Source organism: Pseudomonas sp. TWR1-1-3, assembly GCF_049896805.1.
Taxonomy (GTDB): Bacteria; Pseudomonadota; Gammaproteobacteria; order Pseudomonadales; family Pseudomonadaceae; genus Aquipseudomonas; species Aquipseudomonas bubulae.
In genome coordinates this window covers 1077797-1094541 of the sequence record NZ_JAFCUZ010000002.1, presented here as the reverse complement: position 1 = coordinate 1094541, position 16745 = coordinate 1077797, and the positions used below count along the sequence as shown (strand labels likewise).

Sequence of the window (16745 nt, the reverse complement as noted above, 5' to 3'; positions counted from 1 at the left end):
CTTAGATCTGTTTGTGACGCGTCAGGCTGGAGCCCCCTCACATTGGGGGCTTCGTCGCTTGCTATTAGGTTTTTTTAAGGTCGTTCTTTGATATGGGTATCAAAATATCGTGCTCTCTCAGAGGTTTTCTCTGATGCTCTCGCTCAGTTAGTATGGTGAGGTCGAATAGTGTAGAAAGTTTATCGCTCAACAATAGGAAGCTTTTGCTTAAGTCGGCGTGCAGTCGTCCGAGGTCTTTACACTCATTGTTCACGACAAGTAATAGATCGCAATCATTAGCATTTTTGCTTCGAAAAAAAGAGCCGAACCCATATACCTCTAATAGATCATGGTGCTTTGAATGGATAGATTGGATTTCCTTCTTTATCTTTTTTATGGTAGGTCCAGAATTCATCTTTGAAAAGGGCTCCAGATAGCTCGCTAGAATTAAATAGTCCAATTCTGTTGGATAGACATAGGTCTTTTGCTTCAGGGGCATATCCATTCCAGTTTCCGCCTACTGAAATGAAATTAACTGAGGGGAACTCTTGCATTACCCGCCTTGCAGCGGCTTCTCCAAGGGTGTATTCATCAAGGCATATTATTATCAAAGGACACCCTATCTTTCGCGTTACTTCCATGATGATGTCGTCATGGCGCGAGAAGCTAGCTACGTTGTCGTGAGATTTAATAACGTTTTCTAGCCAGGCAATTCGGCTATAAGAAACACCCCATGAGTTGGCACCGTTAGTCATATCGAAAATATCTCCGAAAATTCAGTTGGGAATAGTTGGTACGAGTCCATTCGGTGGTAAACGTGCTTCTCATAGGATTCTGCGTGCAGGCGGAATTTCTCTATGGCGTGAATTGTTGAAATGTCATTTATTAGATCAATGTTTGCATCAATAATTTTCAAGATTTTCTGGTTGTTAGGGATAACTCGGTCAATGCGCCTCAGTTCCCATAATAAGTAAGCATTGGAGGTGGGGTCGGACTGCGCCGTGGCGCTTTGAGGGCCATAAGTATCAAAAATGGATTTATTTGCAATGAGGATGCGTGCTATTTCAAACCGAAGTTTATCATAGTTGTCGTATTTGGTAGCTTTGCCTGCGTTGCTAATAATATCTTCATGCGCTTTTTTCCATTCATGGAGCACTTCAACCGAATATGTTCCTTCAGGAGACTTGTCAATATGCCGGTGGTGGGTAGGACAAAGTAGTATTAAGTTGTCGTAAGTGTCTTCTCCGCCCTCTGGCGTTCCTCGTGCAGCAGTTGGTTTGCTGCCGATAACATGGGCCATTTCGCCAACGGTATAGCGCTTGGTTCCCATGAGTACTGTAAGGTCCTCCCCGCAGCCTGGCTTAGAGCACCGGCCGCCAGCTCGTCCCCATAGTATTTTTGTATCTATTGTATTTATTGTCAAAAGCGATCCTCCTTGACGTATATGGCAATTGTTTTGTTGTTACGTTCTTTATCGAAGTTCAGGGTCGATTCTGGCCAAAAGTAAAATAGAAATTCTACCCCCATTTATAGAATGCTTCCAGCTACGTTGAAAATAATATAAATCTATGGTTGTTCTAGTCTGCTCGACGGAAGTTGCAAATCGCTCTATCGAGCTTTGGAACTGTTTTTGAAGTGCTGCTTTGAGTCGATTGGTGCCCTGCGCCATCGGCAAAAAGCAGCTCTGATAGGGCTCTACGAACCCTGTATTTCCTTTTCGGCAAGACGACGTTTTGGGCTGAGCCCAATTGTTACCAAGGAACGTCCTCATCATATGTAGGTGCAGGTGCAGGTGCAGGTGCAGGTGCAGGTGCAGGTGCAGGTGCAGGTGCAGGTGCAGGTGGTGGTGGTGGTGGTGGTGGCTGCTGCTCAGGTCTGCCAGCTGCCCAGGCTCGGAACTCAGCATCGCCGGAGCGGGGAGTCGGTGAAGCATTCAGGGCACGGATTAACGTCGGCATTGCAATGCTTCCGCCAAACACAATAGCTGTCTGCCGAGGCAGTCCCGCAATACGCCGGATTTCTCTACGATCTGCCCACTCGCTTGCAGATTGGATTGCCGCGAGGTCTTTTTCTGAGGTGAGCCGGAACGCCACCCAGTTATTGCATTGAGAGAGAACTGTTGGTGAGATTTCCGACGGCCTTTGAGTGCTCAGCCAAAGCGCCAGTCCGAATTTTCTTCCTTCCTTTGCGAGTCGTTCATAGGCTAAAGAGTTTTCACCTGCCTCCTCACCTGACCCAATTGGCCTTAAATAATGATGAGCTTCCTCCAATACGAGTAAGGTTGGGATTTTGTTTTCCTGGCCTCGGCGAAAAAGCTCGTATGCGTAAAGCTCCAAAAGTGACCCCAGGATAAATGGGGTCAAATCATGCGATAGGTGCCTTAAATTTATGATGTGCACTCGCCATGACGCATCTTGCCCACCAAAAATGCTCTCTACTAAATTCGTTGATTCCTGAGCCCAGTTCAGTACGTTCCCGGTGCCGGGACCACCTTCGACGTCCACGACCGCTCGGAACATTGGGTCTTCAGCGAATCGATTGATCCTGGTGATGAGCGGCGAGACGTTGGAGTAGCTAAAGGCGTTTCGTTCTGGGCCACTCCTTGAAGGTTGTATTCCATGACTTTCGGCTACAAGCGCTGCAAGCGCTGCCATATTTGGCCAAGTAGTTACTGTGGCTGCTTGTCCACTCCGGATCTGCTGAATCCTACTATCAGCCTCAGCGGCCCCGCCTTGACGGCAGTCGTCGAACAGGAACGGTGCAGTATCATTCGCTAGACCAACGCCCTTCGGCTGAGGAAACCAACGGACTTGGTGAAGGTGCTCCAATGCGAAAGTAAGAGCCGGGCGCTGCGTCTTTTCACTCGGAATTAGTAGTCTGTTCAGGCCATGTCGACCCAATGCGTAGTATGGAATTTTGAAGGCATCAGGGCCCTGCCCTCCGATGGTTGTACATTTCACGGCGTCATTGGGAAGCTCTGGATGGACTAGCGCATCCTCGTACTCGCCATTGATGTCGAACACAACAATCCGTGCGCTTGGCAATTTAACGATTTGCTGAAGCACTGCTGCTGTGAAGCAACTCTTCCCTTGGCCAGAACTGCCCAACACTGCGACGTGTCTGGAGATCAGGTTCTCAAGCCCTACGTGCAGGCTACCGCCGCCACGAAGGTCATCACCGAGTTTTATCGGGATATCGTTCTGGTCATCGCAGCAGAGTATGGATGCAAGCTCCTCGGTACTAAGAGGAAATGCTTCAGCTCCAAGTGGAGGAGTTGCTAAGGAGTCGCTGACGAAGCTTGGCTTTCCTTGTTCTCTGGACAATCGTCCGACGACAACACCCGAAATATTTCGCAGAGGTTCACTCTGATGGGTGCTTGAACCAATACCAAGTCGATGAGCCTCGCGCGGTTCGTCAAAGCTCAACGAGATGACCTTCATTACTAAAGCGCGACTTCCTGCGTCTAGCACTAAAAGGCTTCCCACTTCAGTTACTGAGGAAACGCCCTGAGCGTGTGAGGCGAGCTGCCCTCGGTGCATGTCTAGCAAATTGAGGGTGACATCAGAGCCTTCGATTCTGACCACATAACCAACCGGAAGCCGCCCCCTCATGGCAATGCGTCCTGTGCAAGTGATGCGTTTTGGGAATCCCGTTCGTCCTCTCTCAAGGCTTTTTCAAATTTCCGCATATCCTCGTCATAAATAAGGGGATCTGGCAGGTGACGGGCTAGAGAGTCAATGTAGGCATGAGCCGAACCACCCCCCACCACAGTGATGCGGGGGTTTTTCAGAGATAGCAACTTGCGCAGAGCTGGGGGTAGATTTGCATCTGTTGGATCGCCATTGAAGCCTGAGGAGTAAATGACGAGCTGGAGTGTCGGGTTAAGAAGCGCTGAGCGAATGAGCCTGTTGATATGCTCATCACCAAAACCGTATCCGCAGAGTATTAGGCAGCTTTGCGGCTTGGACATGAACTCTGCAAACCTACGAAAAAGCTCCCCGAGCACGTATCCGATAGTGTCCATGTATTTGGCTGCTCTTGGCATCACCATCAAGCCGAGTTCAGAGCCGTCTCGTTCGTCCATGAAAGTCGTAATGCGTTGGTGCGCCAATGGTGCAGCAACCTCGAAAACCTGGCCGTTTTCCTGCTTCCACGTCAGAGAACCGTGTAACTTTGCGAGATAAATGTTGTAGACGCCGAATCTCGCTTCGCCTCTTGCCTGCGTATTACGAAAGCCGAGATCAAAGCTCTGCGGGGAGAAGCGCCTTGTATGGACGCCTAGGAAGCCATTAGAAACTTGCAGATCGATAGACTCTGCCGCCCATTCGATGGCTAGGTCGTAATTGGTGGTGAATACCCACGGGGACGCTTGGCCAGGTTGTCTCGCCGAAACTAGCTTTTGAAGAATCGTTCGTTGACTCGCAAGGGCTGCGTCGTCCGCTTCAACGCCACTAGACGAAAGCCACCATTCCTGTCGCAGCAGGGCAGCACTAACGACGGTTCTAAAGAGTGCAGCTTTTGCAGCCTTAAGGCCGACAAGGTTCTGCTCCAACTCCTGTTCCCCAGGCGCATAGTCAATGGGGTTTTCCTCGAACTTACTCATCTGTCTAGTCCAGTCAGACAAGGCTATTTCAAGGCTGTCGATCAAATGCTCGATGTTGGGTATAGCAGGCGTAGGAGGGGTAGCGGCTTCGGCATCGATGAACCCATGTTCGACCATCCATGCTGCTTCCTGCGGCCACGCCCTTACAAACTCTGCCCACAGAGCAATCATGGTAAGCCCGCCAGCCGCTACTGATGCGCCAGCGCCTAGAAGCAGTCCAATGTTTTCCAGCCTAAGGAGTGAGGCGAGGTGTGCCTCAAGCTCAATTTCGTCAACTAGAGCAGAAGCACCACGTATCGCAGCAAAAGGCATCCTAACCTCCATCGAAAATGTTGGCCCGCTCCGTGGGCACCTCAAAAAAGCATGAGGCTCGGAGGACGTCATTTGAGGCTACTGAATTGATATCATGCTGTCCACGTCGATGATTGCTTGGAAGTGTGCACGCTTATCCGGAAGCTGCGGGCTAGCAAATGTGATGGGGACGGTGAGCCCATTAGCCCTGACGTGGCTAATCGTCTGGACTCAGATTTGTAAAGTTTCTGAGGGCAAAATGACAATTTTCAGCTGAAATTTTACGAATTATTTTACACTACCCGCTGGTTGTCTTCTTCGGTAGAAGCTATCGTTCAATGGTGCTGTGGGTTTAATCACTCGCTCGGTCGATTTGATAGGCTTCGTGGTGGCTACAACCTTTTTAGGTCTTGCCTTGGGCTTAACAGCTTCAGCATTACCTAAAAAGCCCCGAGAGTTCTGCTCTCGGGGCTTTTTGTTTGCCTCAAAAATAATCCCCGTAAACGGGGATTATTTTTTACATAAACGCAACCAGCCGTTTATTTTTCAGCGCTGTCCGGTAATGCATACGCAATGATGTAATCACCTACGTCAGGGGAGTGGCTCATGCCCCCTGCAGAGATCACCACGTATTGTTTCCCGGTAACCGGTGATTTGTAGATCAGCGGTGCGGCCACTGCGCCGACAGGCAAGCGTGCTTTCCACACTTCTTTACCGGTTGCCGAGTCGAGCGCACGCAGGTAGTAGTCTTGAGTCCCGGCAAAGAACACCAGGCCCGAGGCTGTTGAGGTTGGACCACCCAGTGTTGGCATGCCCAGCGGTATCGGCATGTGGGTTTTAATTCCCATAGGGCCGGTATCCTGGACGGTGCCCATAGGCACTTGCCACACCAGTTTCTGAGTATTGAGATCAATCGCACTCATGCTGCCGAACGGGGGTGTATTGCACGGCACGCCCAGTGGCGATTGCAGAATGTCGATTCTCACGCCGCCATAGATACCGGCGACTTGTGGGCGAATGGTTCCCATGAAACCGGGCACTTCGTCAGTCGATACTTTGAACTTGCTGGTGTCTTCCTTCGTCACCAGCGACATCCGCAGGGGCACACGCATGTCGTTAACAAACATCATGCCTGTATTTTCGTCGATGGAGATGCCCCCCCAGTTCATACCGCCCAACAAGCCTGGCCATTCGATGTACGGTTTCTCGGACGGAGGTGTAAACGGGCCCACGTAAACGGAGTCCTTGAACATGATCCGGCAGTACAGTTGATCGAAAGTCGTCACGCCCCACATGGACTTCTCAGTCAGTGGCTCAACACCAATAGTTGGCATTCCGACCGAAAACGGTTGAGTCGGTGACAGGTGCTCGCCTTCAGCAGCAGGTGAGGTTGGAACCGGACGTTCTTCAACTTCGGTAACAGGTTTGCCTGTACGACGGTCCAGAACAAAAATATTGCCTGTTTTGCTGGTCTGGATCAAAACCGGCGTTTTCTCGCCGTCAGCGCTCTTCCAGTCATACATGACTGGCTGAGAAGGCAGGTCGTAATCCCACACATCGTGGTGAACGATCTGGTAAACCCACTTGGCTTTACCGGTCGATGCATCCACAGCTACAACCGCCGAGCCATATTTTTCCTTGGCCGCGTTGCGATCACCGCCCCAGTAGTCCGGTGGGCCATTGCCTGTTGGCAGGTAGACCAGGTTCAACTCTTTATCGTAAGTAGGAATAGTCCATACGTTAGGCGTTTCCAGCGTGAACTGGTGATCGTCGGCAGTAGCGTCCTTACCCTCAGGTGCGCCTATGTCCCATGCCCAGACCAAATCACCGGTCAGCACGTCAAATGCACGCACGGCCCCTGAAGGCTCGCCCGCTACAATGTCACGCACCCAGCCGCCGACTACGGTCAGATGACCCATCACAACCGGCAGAGAGGTTGGGTGATAGCGTTTGCTCTTCTCGGTCGGGCCCATGCCTTTCTTGAGATCGACGTAACCGTTCTCACCAAAGCTCGAGCACAGGGCGCCGGTGTGCGCATCAAGCGCAAACAGACGGGCATCTACCGACGACACCAGAATGCGCTGACGGCATTGTTGGTCGTTGTCGTGCGAAGCCTTGACCTCAGCACTCAGGCTGTCGTCTTTATCGATGTCGTAATAACCCACGCCGCGGCAGGTGACGTGTTCTTCAGTTTTGGCTTTAGGGTCGAACTTCCAGAGAGGAGTCCCAGTATCACCATCCAGTGCGGTGATCAGATTCTCTGGTGTGCATGAATACAGCACGTTGCCAATCTGCAACGGTGTGTTTTCGTCTACGCCTGCACCAGCCCCGGTCGTTCTGCGCCCTGTTCTGTATGTCCAGGCGACCTGTAGGTCCTTGACGTTTTCTGGGGTGATCTGCGTGTAAGGCGCAAACCGGGTACCCGATGCGCTGCGACCATAGTATTCCCAATTTTCAGGCGTATCGGCAGTAGGTTCCTTCGGCTCGGATGCCTTCGACGCGACCACAGGATTTGAGATCGCACCGTGAGGGTAAAACGCAGCAATAAAGGTGGCGATCAACGCGGCAAACACCGCAAAGCCCAACCGGTTAGCCACGCGCCGAGTCATCAGGGATGTACCCGGGAACGTCGCGCCCACCCACAAACTAAGTGTCAGGATAATGGCTGGAACGACAAGGCGTGGCAGCAGTTCCCAATAACTGAACTGACCTACCTCATAAAATGCCCAGACGCATGTAGCAAGGAAAATAAGTGCCGAAAATATAATGCTGAAACGTTTACGCCATAACAATAACGGGGCGAGTAGCAAATAAGCCAACCCGGCTATTAGATAATAACTTGAGCCGTCCAGGGCCAATAACATGACCCCGCCGTATATCAATGTCACTGCAACAGCAAAAACGAAGAGGGAAAATATTATTCTCGCGAGCGAGCTGATTGCCCGTCTTTTAGTGGGTGATTGATGGTCATCCGTCATTTTCATGAATGCTCTATGGGTGAATACAAAACTGTTCGTCGTCGGTGCGAACAGCCCGGCCGAATGATCGATTCGGACGTAATTGGTTGGGCGTAAATCCTCTGGCACCTCGTCAATCAAGCGTTAAAGCGCTGAAAAACCAGGTCGTTACCCGGTGAGTCGGATGCTGAACGCGCAGTTGCACACAAAGGACTGAAGGTTCTACGAAACCTGGAGCGGAGCATCAGTGCTCTATAGGGTTGGATTTTGTGACTTTGTTTGCGCTAGCAGGCTAATTTTAATCGGATGATGCCTCGGATAAATCCAGCGCATTGGAAAACAATATTGATGAAACAGTAACAATCAAGTAGTCGTGAGCGACTCAATAGGTGCAGAACGTCATCGGTGCTGGGTGGCCAACGAGCAATGAGTCATAGGCACGATGAGCAGATCTGTTGAGTCATCGCTTCAGGTTCGTGCCTGTTAGTTCAAGAGCTGGCATTCAGGCGAATTGTTACGAACGCACCAACAATGTTTCTTGCAGAGTTGGATGTATTCCAAAAAAGCTAATGCTTACACTTAAGCGTTGTTACTAACGTCAAGCGACGTTATCCAATCCAATCCAGTCCTTACACCCTGACGCAAGCAGCATAAGGCGACTTGCTAAACAGCCTTGATCATCTGCGTTTTTTCAACGGAGCACCTTTCGAATGTTTTTTTCTTTCCGCGCGCTGCTGAGTACCAGCCTGTGCAGCGGTTTGTCGTTCTGTATGTTGGCCCCTGCTTCAGCGTTGGCAGATTCTACGGACTTGATGAGTCGCTCAACACTCACCGGCGATTGGGGAGGGGAGCGACAGAAGCTGGTCGACAAGGGGATTAAGCTGACGGGTGAATACAGCTCCGAGACGATTTCGAACCTGCACGGCGGGATAAAACGCGGCACTCGCTATGCGCAACAAATACGCATTGGCGCGCAGTTTGATCTGAGCAAGTTACTCGACACTCCGGATGCTGGCGTGGTGCAGATCATTATCAATGACCGTCGTGGCCACAGCGCCACGGAAGATTTGCTCGGTAACCGCTTATCAGCTCAGGAAAACTATGGGGGTGAATACACCCGGCTGACCGAGTTCAGCTATCAACGCAATCTGTTTTCCAAAGACCTGTCTGCCAAGGTTGGATATATGGTCATGGGCACCGAATTTGGGGGGATGCCCATCCTGACCAACTTTGTAAGCGCCGGTTTTTGTGCACACCCGTTAACCATGTCCAGCGGCAGTGGATGGGGTAACTATCCGACGGCACACTGGGGGGGAGAACTGCGTTACGACGTTAACCCGTCTCTAACGCTGCAAACCGCTGTGTTCCAAGTCAACCCGGAGCACAACGCACGCCCTTCTGAAGCGTTTTCCATGCCCAGCAACGGCACCACCGGGGCTATTTTGCCACTGGAGGCGATTTTCAATAATCATGCCTTTCTGGATGGTCAGTACAAAGTCGGTTGGTATTACGACACGTCCAATTACCAGAAAATTGGCAGCACAGAAAAGAGCAGTAACCGTACCGGGGCTTACGTGTTGTTTGATCAGGCCATCTGGAAGGACGAGCAAGACCCTGAAAGCGTATTGCGCCTTTTCGGGCAGGCGGCCACCAGTAACGCTGCGACTTCACCGATGCGTCGTTGGTATTCGGTGGGTCTGGTCAAGCAGAAGCCCTTTGCAAACCGCCCCAAAGATACTATCGCCTTTGGTTATGGCCGCGCCGTGATCAATTCGCGCACGCGCGATGAGCAAGAAGCGGCTGCAATCAATTTTGGGGAGTCAGACATGATCGCCAGCCTCGACAACGGCGAGCAGATGCTTGAACTCAACTATGGCGCGCAAGTCACGCCCTGGCTGCTGGTGCGACCGGACATGCAGTACTACATCGAACCGGGCGCGTTCTTCGGTAAAAAAAGAGGAAACGCATTGGCTGTAGGACTACAGATCAAAGCGACTTTTTAACAGGCGGGCTGGCGCTTTGTGCGTTACGAACCTGAAAGCGCAGGCTATTAAGCGATCTCCGCGACTCAGGCAAGCACACATTGCCCATTGACCATGCGCCACAGTTCGAGCGGATTGCCCTCCTGTAGCGCTTCAGGCATCAAGGCCGCAGGCAGGTCCTGATAACACACCGGCCGCAAGAACCTGTCGATGGCGCTGGCGCCGACGGCGCTACTTCGACTGTCCGAACTGGCCGGGAACGGGCCGCCATGCACCATCGCGTGAGAGACCTCGACGTTGTTCGGATAACCGTTCACCAGGATGCGGCCCGCCTTGCGCTCAAGGATGGGCAGCAGCTTTCGGGCCAGCCCATGATCAGCGTCATCCAATTGCATTGTCGCCGTCAGCTGTCCTGACAGGTGCTCGGCCACCGCCAGCATTTCATCTTCGTTCTTGCAGGCGACGATCAGCGAGCTGGGGCCGAATGTTTCGTCGCCAAGCCGTTCTGTTGTGAGAAAGGTGGCTGCATCGGTTACGAACACTGTGGCCTGCGCGGCACTTGGCTTTTCTGCAGGGCACCCTTGGCCCAGCGTTGTAATACCGCTGATGTTGCCTGTCTCCTCGATCCCAGCGAGGTAGGCATGATGAATCCCCGGCGTCAGCATGGTTGCTGCCGCCTTTTTGTGCAGGGCGTCCAGGGCCGTGCTGCAAAACTGGGTCAGTGGCTGACCTTCCAGGGCAATCACCAAGCCTGGATTTGTACACAATTGGCCGGCACTCATCGTCAGAGCCTCAACGAATCCACGGCCGATTTCGCTGGCGCGCATCGACAGCGCATGCGGCAACAGGAACACGGGATTGATGCAGCTCATTTCGGCGTACACCGGAATCGGTTCGCTGCGTTGCGCCGCGGTACGCATCAGCGCCAGACCGCCTTGTCGCGAACCCGTGAAGGCGACTGCCTTGATCGCGGGATGGCTGACCAGGGACTGGCCGAACGGATGACTGTCGCCAATGAGCAGGGAAAACACGCCCTCTGGCAAGTTGTGGGCAGCGGCTGCCTGTTGAATCACCTGGCCTACCAGTTCAGACGTACCCAGGTGAGCCTCGTGTGCCTTGACCACTATCGGGCAGCCAGCGGCCAGGGCAGCGGCGCTGTCGCCGCCGGCAACCGAAAACGCCAGGGGAAAATTGCTTGCACCAAATACAGCCACTGGGCCGAGCGCGATTTTGTGCAGCCTCAGGTCGGGGCGAGCAGGGATGCGTGTCGGCAATGCGCAGTCGAGGGTGGCGCCGAGGTAGTGGCCGTCGCGCACCACCTGGGCAAAGAGTCGCAACTGGCTCACGGTGCGACCCCGTTCGATGATCAGGCGCGCTGCAGGCAATCCGGTTTCGAGGGAGGCGCGCCCGATCAGCGTGACCCCCAACGCCAGGATGCCGGTGGCGATCGCTTCCAGAAACTGGGCACGCTGTTCTGCCGTGGTCGCGCGATAGCGATCGCAAGCCTGCTGCGCCAGCGTGCAAGCCTGGTCAATGTCAGCGATACCGCCGACGCCGAAGTCAGGGCCCAGCGTTTCATGGGTGGCAGGGTTGATTGCAGACAGCAATCCTTTGTCGCCAAGTACTGCCGACTGGCCGATGAGCATTTTGCCGGTAATCATCATGTGTCCTATAGCTTGCTGTGCCATCGTCAGGCTCGATTTTCTTGGATTTGGACTGCGCAGGAGGTTGGTTCTATGTATAGCGGTAGCGGCCCAGCACAGCCTGCGGGTCCATTAAAAGCTGCATAGCCCTGCTGATTTCCTGCACCTCTGGGGGCGTGTACTTGCCGTAATAAGCTGCATTCACAGGCCCGACGCCATGCTCTGCACTGAAGCAGCCGCCGTTTTCGGTCACCAGCTTATAGATGCCGCTACGCACAGCGACGACCTTGGCGATGCCGTACTGGCTGATGTGGGCGTGCGGCACCAGCACAATCAAATGGCAGCCGCCGTCGGCAAAATGGCCGAAATCGTAAAGCTGTAGCAGCGGATGTTCGCGCTGTAACCACTGTGCAGCCTGATCACGGAAAGCGACCAAGCGTGAGCGCGAAAACGCTACGTCGAACGACAGTGGGATACCTTCCTTGGCGATGGCCAGCGGCAGGTTGTCTCGCAGTGGCCAAAAGCTGCTGGTATTTCCAAAGGCGGCGTCGAGAATTCGGCCGCTTTCATACAGCGCTTCCAGCACCTGTTCGGTTCGTTGCGCAAAAAGGCTGTGCAAGCCAGGCATGCTGCTGGCGATCTCAATCAGGGCGTAGCAGCTTGCCGACGATTGGCCGAACGGGTGGCGCAGCGTGGGGAAGTTGCGCAACGTAATGGCGAGCGCCGCCTCGGAGATCACTTCGAACGCGCACAGCAGATCGCCAAATTGAAGTTCGAAAGCCTGCAACACCTCAAGCGCTGTCCCATGGTCAGGCAAGGCCACAAACACGCTTTGCGTCGACTGGTCGATGCGTTTGAGCTCAAGCGTCGCCGCCGTAATGATGCCGAAGGCGCCACCGGTGCCGACAAACAACTGCTTGAGGTCAAGCCCGGTATTGTTCTTGCGCAGCGGTGCGAGGAGTTGCACCACGGTGCCGTCGCCATCGGCCAGCACCACTTCGATACCGAGCAGGTTATGGCGCACGTCGCCATGCTTGAGCAAGCGGCTGCCGCCGGCATTGGCGCCAATTAATCCGCCTATGGCCGGGTCGCTGCCGATATCAATAGGGAAATACAGCGAATGGGTTTCCAGTGTGCGATTCAGTGCTGACAAGAGCGTGCCGGCTTCGACAATCACCGTGCGGTTCAAGGGATCAATCTCGCGCACTTGGCGCATGCGCGAAAGTGAGACGATCACTTGCTTGCCGGAGTTGTCGGTGACGGCACCGCCCACCAATCCGCTGCGGTTGCCTTGGGCGACCAGCCGTATGCGATGGCGCACCGCCATGCGCATAAGCGCGCTGACAGCGTGGGTATCGCACGGGATGACGACCGCCGCCGCTTTGCCGCGGCAATGAGCAACGTCGATTTCATAGGGGGCACAGTCCGCCCCGGTCAGCAGCGACGCCTGCCCCAGAACTTCGGCGACTTCGGCCAGAAACGCGTCGAGTCCCGAGGCTTGTCGGTCCACGGTATGTTCCAGGTCGCTCATTGCGCCGCCACCATGCGTTTGAGCAACTGGCTGCGTACCAGCACCAGTGCGACGACCGGCAATACGCCTCCCAGCAGCGTGTTATGGCGAAAAGCCAGTGACACCGCGACGGCGATGGCAGCGCCAATCAGCAACATCACAGAGAGTTTTCGGACCAAAGCCTGGTCGTTGCTGGTTTCGCCGATAAAGCCGAGTGGAGAAAACCGGGTGGCACCCATGCCAATCACCAATACGCACGCCAGCACGGGAGCAGCACCCAGCTCCTGCCCCCACACTTGCAACGCAGCGGTAGAGACCGAAGCCAACAGGGCGCCAATCATCAGGTACAGGTCGACGCCCATTGCGATCCAATGGCCAGGGCGGTAATTGAACAGCCAGAACAGGTGCGCAATGCTGAGAATACCGCTGAGCACATACGCGGTATCCCAGCGTACGCCTGCCTCACCCGGGCCGAAACGGCCATACAGCAGGAACACGATGACCGGAATGAATGCGCTGGCATTCGACAAATAGGCACGGCCTAGCTTGCTGATAGACATGCGGGTTTCCTTGGATAGAGATGCAATGAAATGCCTGAGTCCCGGGCTTAACTCTTGTGCCAGCGGAACATTAAGGTGGCTGCGGTGAGAAACAACGTGGTCCAGCCTGCCATGGCCAACAAGGGCAGCCACAGCGAAGGCAAGGGCGCTCCTTCGAGCAGCACTTGGCGCAGTACCGAGACAAACTGGTTGATCGGAATCACCGAGAGAATGCTTTTGATCCAGGCTGGCGCATCGTTCAACGGGATGGTCAGGTTGCCGAAGAACAGGGCCGGGTAATGGATCAGATGGCACAGCAATTCGGTTTCCTTGACCGAGGAGGTGCGACTGGCCAGCAGGGTGCCGAGGCTCAGCAACATGGCGCCGCCCAGCAGAATGACCGGCAACGCACGCATGGACTGCACGCTCCACAGCGAGATATCAATGCCGTACCCGTACCGCGCCACCAGCAGCAAGGTGCCGACAGAAATCAGCATCATGAGCACCCGCGACACGAGAATAGAGGCCAGAAAGACCAGCTTCGGCACTGGAAAGCAGGCGTAGATCTTGAGTGCATTATGTTCACGCAAGCTTGCAATCGATAAGGCGGTGGACATGATGCCGAGTGACATCAAACAGATGACCAGAATGCCGGTTGTAAAGAACTGGCCGTAGTCGAAGGGCTTGGCACCGGAGGCCGTATCCTCGAAACGCACCAGGTCTGTTGAGACGATGCCGCGTCTGGCCGCTGAACACCTGACCGCGGCGATCTCGATCACGCGCGCTGCGGCGCGTACCGCCAGCTGACCCTTGAAGTCATAGTGCACCTGCAACGGTTCGTCGCCGGCCGCAAAGACGATGCGTACCGTGTCTGCTGCGATGGGGGCAGTGCTGCTGACGGTTGAAAAATTGGCCTTTACCGGATCTCCGCCAGCAAATGCCTGCTGGATTGCTAGCTGGCAACTGGTGTCCGAACTGGCCTGGGCGTCAGCCTCCAGAAACTGGATATTTACCGTACCGAGTGAGCCAGGATGACCGAACGCCATCAGCATCACGGTCAGCAGCAGTATGGGAAAGGCCAGCGCCCAGAACAGCGCCGACTTGCTGCGAAAAAACCCCAGCAGCTCGTTGCGCGTCAATATCGCCAGTATGCTAAACATCCTGTTCTCCCTGGGCGCAGAGGTGCAACATGTCGCGGTAATGGGTGGGGCCGAACTCAAAGTGCTGGAACGCAACATTGCCGATCAGGCGGCGTATCGACTGATCCAGTTCCTGCGTGCCATAGACGCTGATTTCAGTGTTTGATGGCCTCGACAACCGCAACGTGGCGCTTTCGCGTTCCAGTTGGTGATAGATGGCGTTGATATGATCACTGTCGTCCAGCTGCAGATAGGCATGGAAGGCGCCGACCAGGCGGTTCTTCAATGCTTCTTTATCGCCTCGATACTCAACCCCGCCGTTGCACACCCACACCACATCGCTTGCGGCATCCAGCTCTTCCTCCGAGTGGCAAATCATGATGATGGTCAGGTCGGCCAGGTCGTAGCGCAGCAGGTGTGCGACGCGCTCGATATACGCTCGGTCGAGCCCGGTAAACGGTTCGTCAAGGATTGCGATTTCCGGGTGGTGTGCCAGCGCCACGAACAAATCGAGCCGCTGTTTCTGGCCGCGTGACAGTGCCCGATAGGGCAGTTTGCGCAGCGCTTCGATATCCAGTGCCTGCGCCACCTGCGGGTCTTGCTTGCCGTACAGGGCCTGATGCAAATCGAGGATTTCCCTTACATTCGACGAGTCTTCATATTCGACCCGCTGCAATTGCACCCCCAACCGCTTGCGGTGCCGGGTGCTTTGCAGAAAGCGCGACGCCGCAACCCCCAGAATCTGCGCCTCTTCCAGATGCGCCTGACGGAAGCCGAGCAAGGCTTCGATCAGGGTGGTTTTGCCAGCACCATTGGGGCCAATGATGGCGGTATGTCGACCGCGCCGGAACTGCAGATCGCGGACCTCGAAGTGGAAACTGCCAGCGCTGACCCGGATCAGTTTGGCCGCCGCCGCATAGGGTTCATCAGTGCGCGTGGGTGCCAACTGCACCTCACGGTGCAGGGCAGGTTCGGACAGCCCGTGTGTTTCGTCCGTCAGCAGGATTTGACTGTTCATGTTCAATCGAACAACGCGACTTGGACATCGCGTTTGCCTTTGTAGGGATTGCGGCCATGGGCGACGGCAATGTTATCGATCAACAACATGTCACCGCTGTGCCAGGGAAACGCAATCTCCTGCGCCTCCAAGGCGTCGTATATCGGCGCGATTTCATCCTCCGAGATCGGCGAGCCGTCGCCCAGCCGCACATCGTAAGGGCGTGCCGGTTTGTCCTGATAGGCGTGCTGGATGTAGGCGTAACCCGGCTTGCCGAGGGAGCGGGCGTTGTTGTGTTGGGTCGACAGTTGATTGAACCAGATCGCTTCGCCGGTCAGCGGATGTTTCAACATGGCATCACCGGTATGCGACACCGTGATGCTGCCATCGTCGAGCCACTGGTAATCGAGGTGGGTATCGCGGCACAGCTGTTCCACCTGCTGCGGATCATCGGTCAGGAACGCTTCATCCCAGGGGCGGTGGTATTCGCGCATATGGGTGTTACGCGGTTCATTCTCGGGTGTGCTGGGGGCACGGAAGTTGCGCAAGTACTGGATGCGCGCGGTGCTGAGGCGTTCGATCAATGACGGTGACAGGCGACGGGTGACGGCTCGCATATCACACAGTATGGTTTCGCCGCCTTGGTCAGAGGGCTGTTTGCAAAAGAAAGCCAGTTTCTGTGGATAGTGCGCCATGTAGGCCTTTTCCTGATGCAGACCGATTTTCAGGGTGGCCGGGATGCGTGTCGATTCGTAGACTCTGCCTTCGATGTTCTTGCGTGGCGTGGCGCCGCCGATATAACCGAACGCATGCTCAGGATAGTGTTGCGCAATGGCCTGGAAGTCCGCGTTTTCGCGCAATGGAAAACCACGGAACAACAGGCAACCGAACTCCAGCAGCATGCTGTCAAAGATTGCCTGGTGCTGGCGATACCACGTCGTAAAAGCCTCGCGGTCATCGCTTAGCGTACTGTCGACAGGCGTTATGACGAGCGGCATGTGCTCCGGCGACAGAAAGCCACACTGTACCCGTGAGCCGCCCAGCATTTCGTTAAAGTGCTCAACCCTATCTAAACGATGATCCATAGCCTTTTCCCCGACGAGTT

Annotated in this window: 12 protein-coding genes; 1 reads left to right on the top strand and 11 read right to left on the bottom strand. The window is 54.6% G+C overall.

Annotated elements, in window-relative coordinates; translation table 11 throughout:
• Window positions 1-326: 326 nt before the first annotated feature.
• The 5 genes from ACP7BE_RS12510 to ACP7BE_RS12490 form a co-directional block, all read right to left on the bottom strand.
• The gene (locus ACP7BE_RS12510) at window positions 327-734 is read right to left on the bottom strand and encodes a hypothetical protein (protein ID WP_426106031.1); all 408 of its coding nucleotides are present in this window, start codon (window positions 732-734) and stop codon (window positions 327-329) included.
• Window positions 731-1309, bottom strand: coding sequence for an HNH endonuclease (locus ACP7BE_RS12505; RefSeq protein WP_426106029.1), 579 nt, complete (start codon window positions 1307-1309; stop codon window positions 731-733). Before ACP7BE_RS12505 ends, ACP7BE_RS12510 begins: the two co-directional genes overlap by 4 nt.
• A gap of 421 nt (window positions 1310-1730) precedes the next feature.
• On the bottom strand, window positions 1731-3590 hold the full coding sequence (herA, locus tag ACP7BE_RS12500) for an anti-phage-associated helicase HerA (RefSeq protein ID WP_426106027.1): 1860 nt from the start codon (window positions 3588-3590) through the stop codon (window positions 1731-1733).
• Window positions 3587-4894, bottom strand: coding sequence for an SIR2 family anti-phage-associated protein (locus ACP7BE_RS12495; RefSeq protein ID WP_426106025.1), 1308 nt, complete (start codon window positions 4892-4894; stop codon window positions 3587-3589). Before ACP7BE_RS12495 ends, herA begins: the two co-directional genes overlap by 4 nt.
• A 518-nt stretch (window positions 4895-5412) precedes the next feature.
• Window positions 5413-7851, bottom strand: a complete 2439-nt coding sequence (locus ACP7BE_RS12490; protein WP_426106088.1) for a membrane-bound PQQ-dependent dehydrogenase, glucose/quinate/shikimate family — start codon at window positions 7849-7851, stop codon at window positions 5413-5415.
• Window positions 7852-8540: 689 nt separating this feature from the next.
• Here ACP7BE_RS12490 and ACP7BE_RS12485 point away from each other — a divergent pair.
• Window positions 8541-9833, top strand: a complete 1293-nt coding sequence (locus tag ACP7BE_RS12485) for a carbohydrate porin (RefSeq protein WP_094999496.1) — start codon at window positions 8541-8543, stop codon at window positions 9831-9833.
• Window positions 9834-9898: 65 nt separating this feature from the next.
• Here ACP7BE_RS12485 and ACP7BE_RS12480 read toward each other — a convergent pair whose 3' ends face one another.
• The 6 genes from ACP7BE_RS12480 to ACP7BE_RS12455 form a co-directional block, all read right to left on the bottom strand.
• The gene (locus ACP7BE_RS12480) at window positions 9899-11476 is read right to left on the bottom strand and encodes an aldehyde dehydrogenase (NADP(+)) (RefSeq protein ID WP_153380238.1); all 1578 of its coding nucleotides are present in this window, start codon (window positions 11474-11476) and stop codon (window positions 9899-9901) included.
• Window positions 11477-11546: 70 nt separating this feature from the next.
• On the bottom strand, window positions 11547-12986 hold the full coding sequence (locus ACP7BE_RS12475) for an FAD-binding oxidoreductase (RefSeq protein WP_153380187.1): 1440 nt from the start codon (window positions 12984-12986) through the stop codon (window positions 11547-11549).
• Window positions 12983-13525, bottom strand: a complete 543-nt coding sequence (locus ACP7BE_RS12470) for a permease (protein WP_153380190.1) — start codon at window positions 13523-13525, stop codon at window positions 12983-12985. The genes ACP7BE_RS12475 and ACP7BE_RS12470 overlap by 4 nt, the downstream gene beginning before the upstream one ends.
• Window positions 13526-13572: 47 nt before the next feature.
• On the bottom strand, window positions 13573-14664 hold the full coding sequence (locus tag ACP7BE_RS12465) for an ABC transporter permease (protein ID WP_153380192.1): 1092 nt from the start codon (window positions 14662-14664) through the stop codon (window positions 13573-13575).
• Window positions 14657-15661: an ATP-binding cassette domain-containing protein gene (locus tag ACP7BE_RS12460; protein ID WP_095023477.1), complete on the bottom strand. Its 1005-nt coding sequence runs from the start codon at window positions 15659-15661 to the stop codon at window positions 14657-14659. The genes ACP7BE_RS12465 and ACP7BE_RS12460 overlap by 8 nt, the downstream gene beginning before the upstream one ends.
• A 2-nt stretch (window positions 15662-15663) precedes the next feature.
• Complete coding sequence (locus ACP7BE_RS12455; protein WP_133143861.1) at window positions 15664-16725, bottom strand: TauD/TfdA family dioxygenase; 1062 nt, start codon at window positions 16723-16725, stop codon at window positions 15664-15666.
• Between the last annotated feature and the right edge of the window lie 20 nt (window positions 16726-16745).

Excerpts from the sequence above, each read along its gene's own strand:
- ACP7BE_RS12510 (WP_426106031.1), bottom strand. The coding sequence starts at position 734 with ATGACTAACGGTGCCAACTCATGGGGTGTTTCTTATAGCCGAATTGCC.
- ACP7BE_RS12505 (WP_426106029.1), bottom strand. The coding sequence starts at position 1,309 with ATGGGAACCAAGCGCTATACCGTTGGCGAAATGGCCCATGTTATCGGC.
- herA (WP_426106027.1), bottom strand. The coding sequence starts at position 3,590 with ATGAGGGGGCGGCTTCCGGTTGGTTATGTGGTCAGAATCGAAGGCTCT.
- ACP7BE_RS12495 (WP_426106025.1), bottom strand. The coding sequence starts at position 4,894 with ATGCCTTTTGCTGCGATACGTGGTGCTTCTGCTCTAGTTGACGAAATT.
- ACP7BE_RS12490 (WP_426106088.1), bottom strand. The coding sequence starts at position 7,851 with ATGACGGATGACCATCAATCACCCACTAAAAGACGGGCAATCAGCTCG.
- ACP7BE_RS12485 (WP_094999496.1), top strand. The coding sequence starts at position 8,541 with ATGTTTTTTTCTTTCCGCGCGCTGCTGAGTACCAGCCTGTGCAGCGGT.
- ACP7BE_RS12480 (WP_153380238.1), bottom strand. The coding sequence starts at position 11,476 with ATGATGATTACCGGCAAAATGCTCATCGGCCAGTCGGCAGTACTTGGC.
- ACP7BE_RS12475 (WP_153380187.1), bottom strand. The coding sequence starts at position 12,986 with ATGAGCGACCTGGAACATACCGTGGACCGACAAGCCTCGGGACTCGAC.
- ACP7BE_RS12470 (WP_153380190.1), bottom strand. The coding sequence starts at position 13,525 with ATGTCTATCAGCAAGCTAGGCCGTGCCTATTTGTCGAATGCCAGCGCA.
- ACP7BE_RS12465 (WP_153380192.1), bottom strand. The coding sequence starts at position 14,664 with ATGTTTAGCATACTGGCGATATTGACGCGCAACGAGCTGCTGGGGTTT.
- ACP7BE_RS12460 (WP_095023477.1), bottom strand. The coding sequence starts at position 15,661 with ATGAACAGTCAAATCCTGCTGACGGACGAAACACACGGGCTGTCCGAA.
- ACP7BE_RS12455 (WP_133143861.1), bottom strand. The coding sequence starts at position 16,725 with ATGGATCATCGTTTAGATAGGGTTGAGCACTTTAACGAAATGCTGGGC.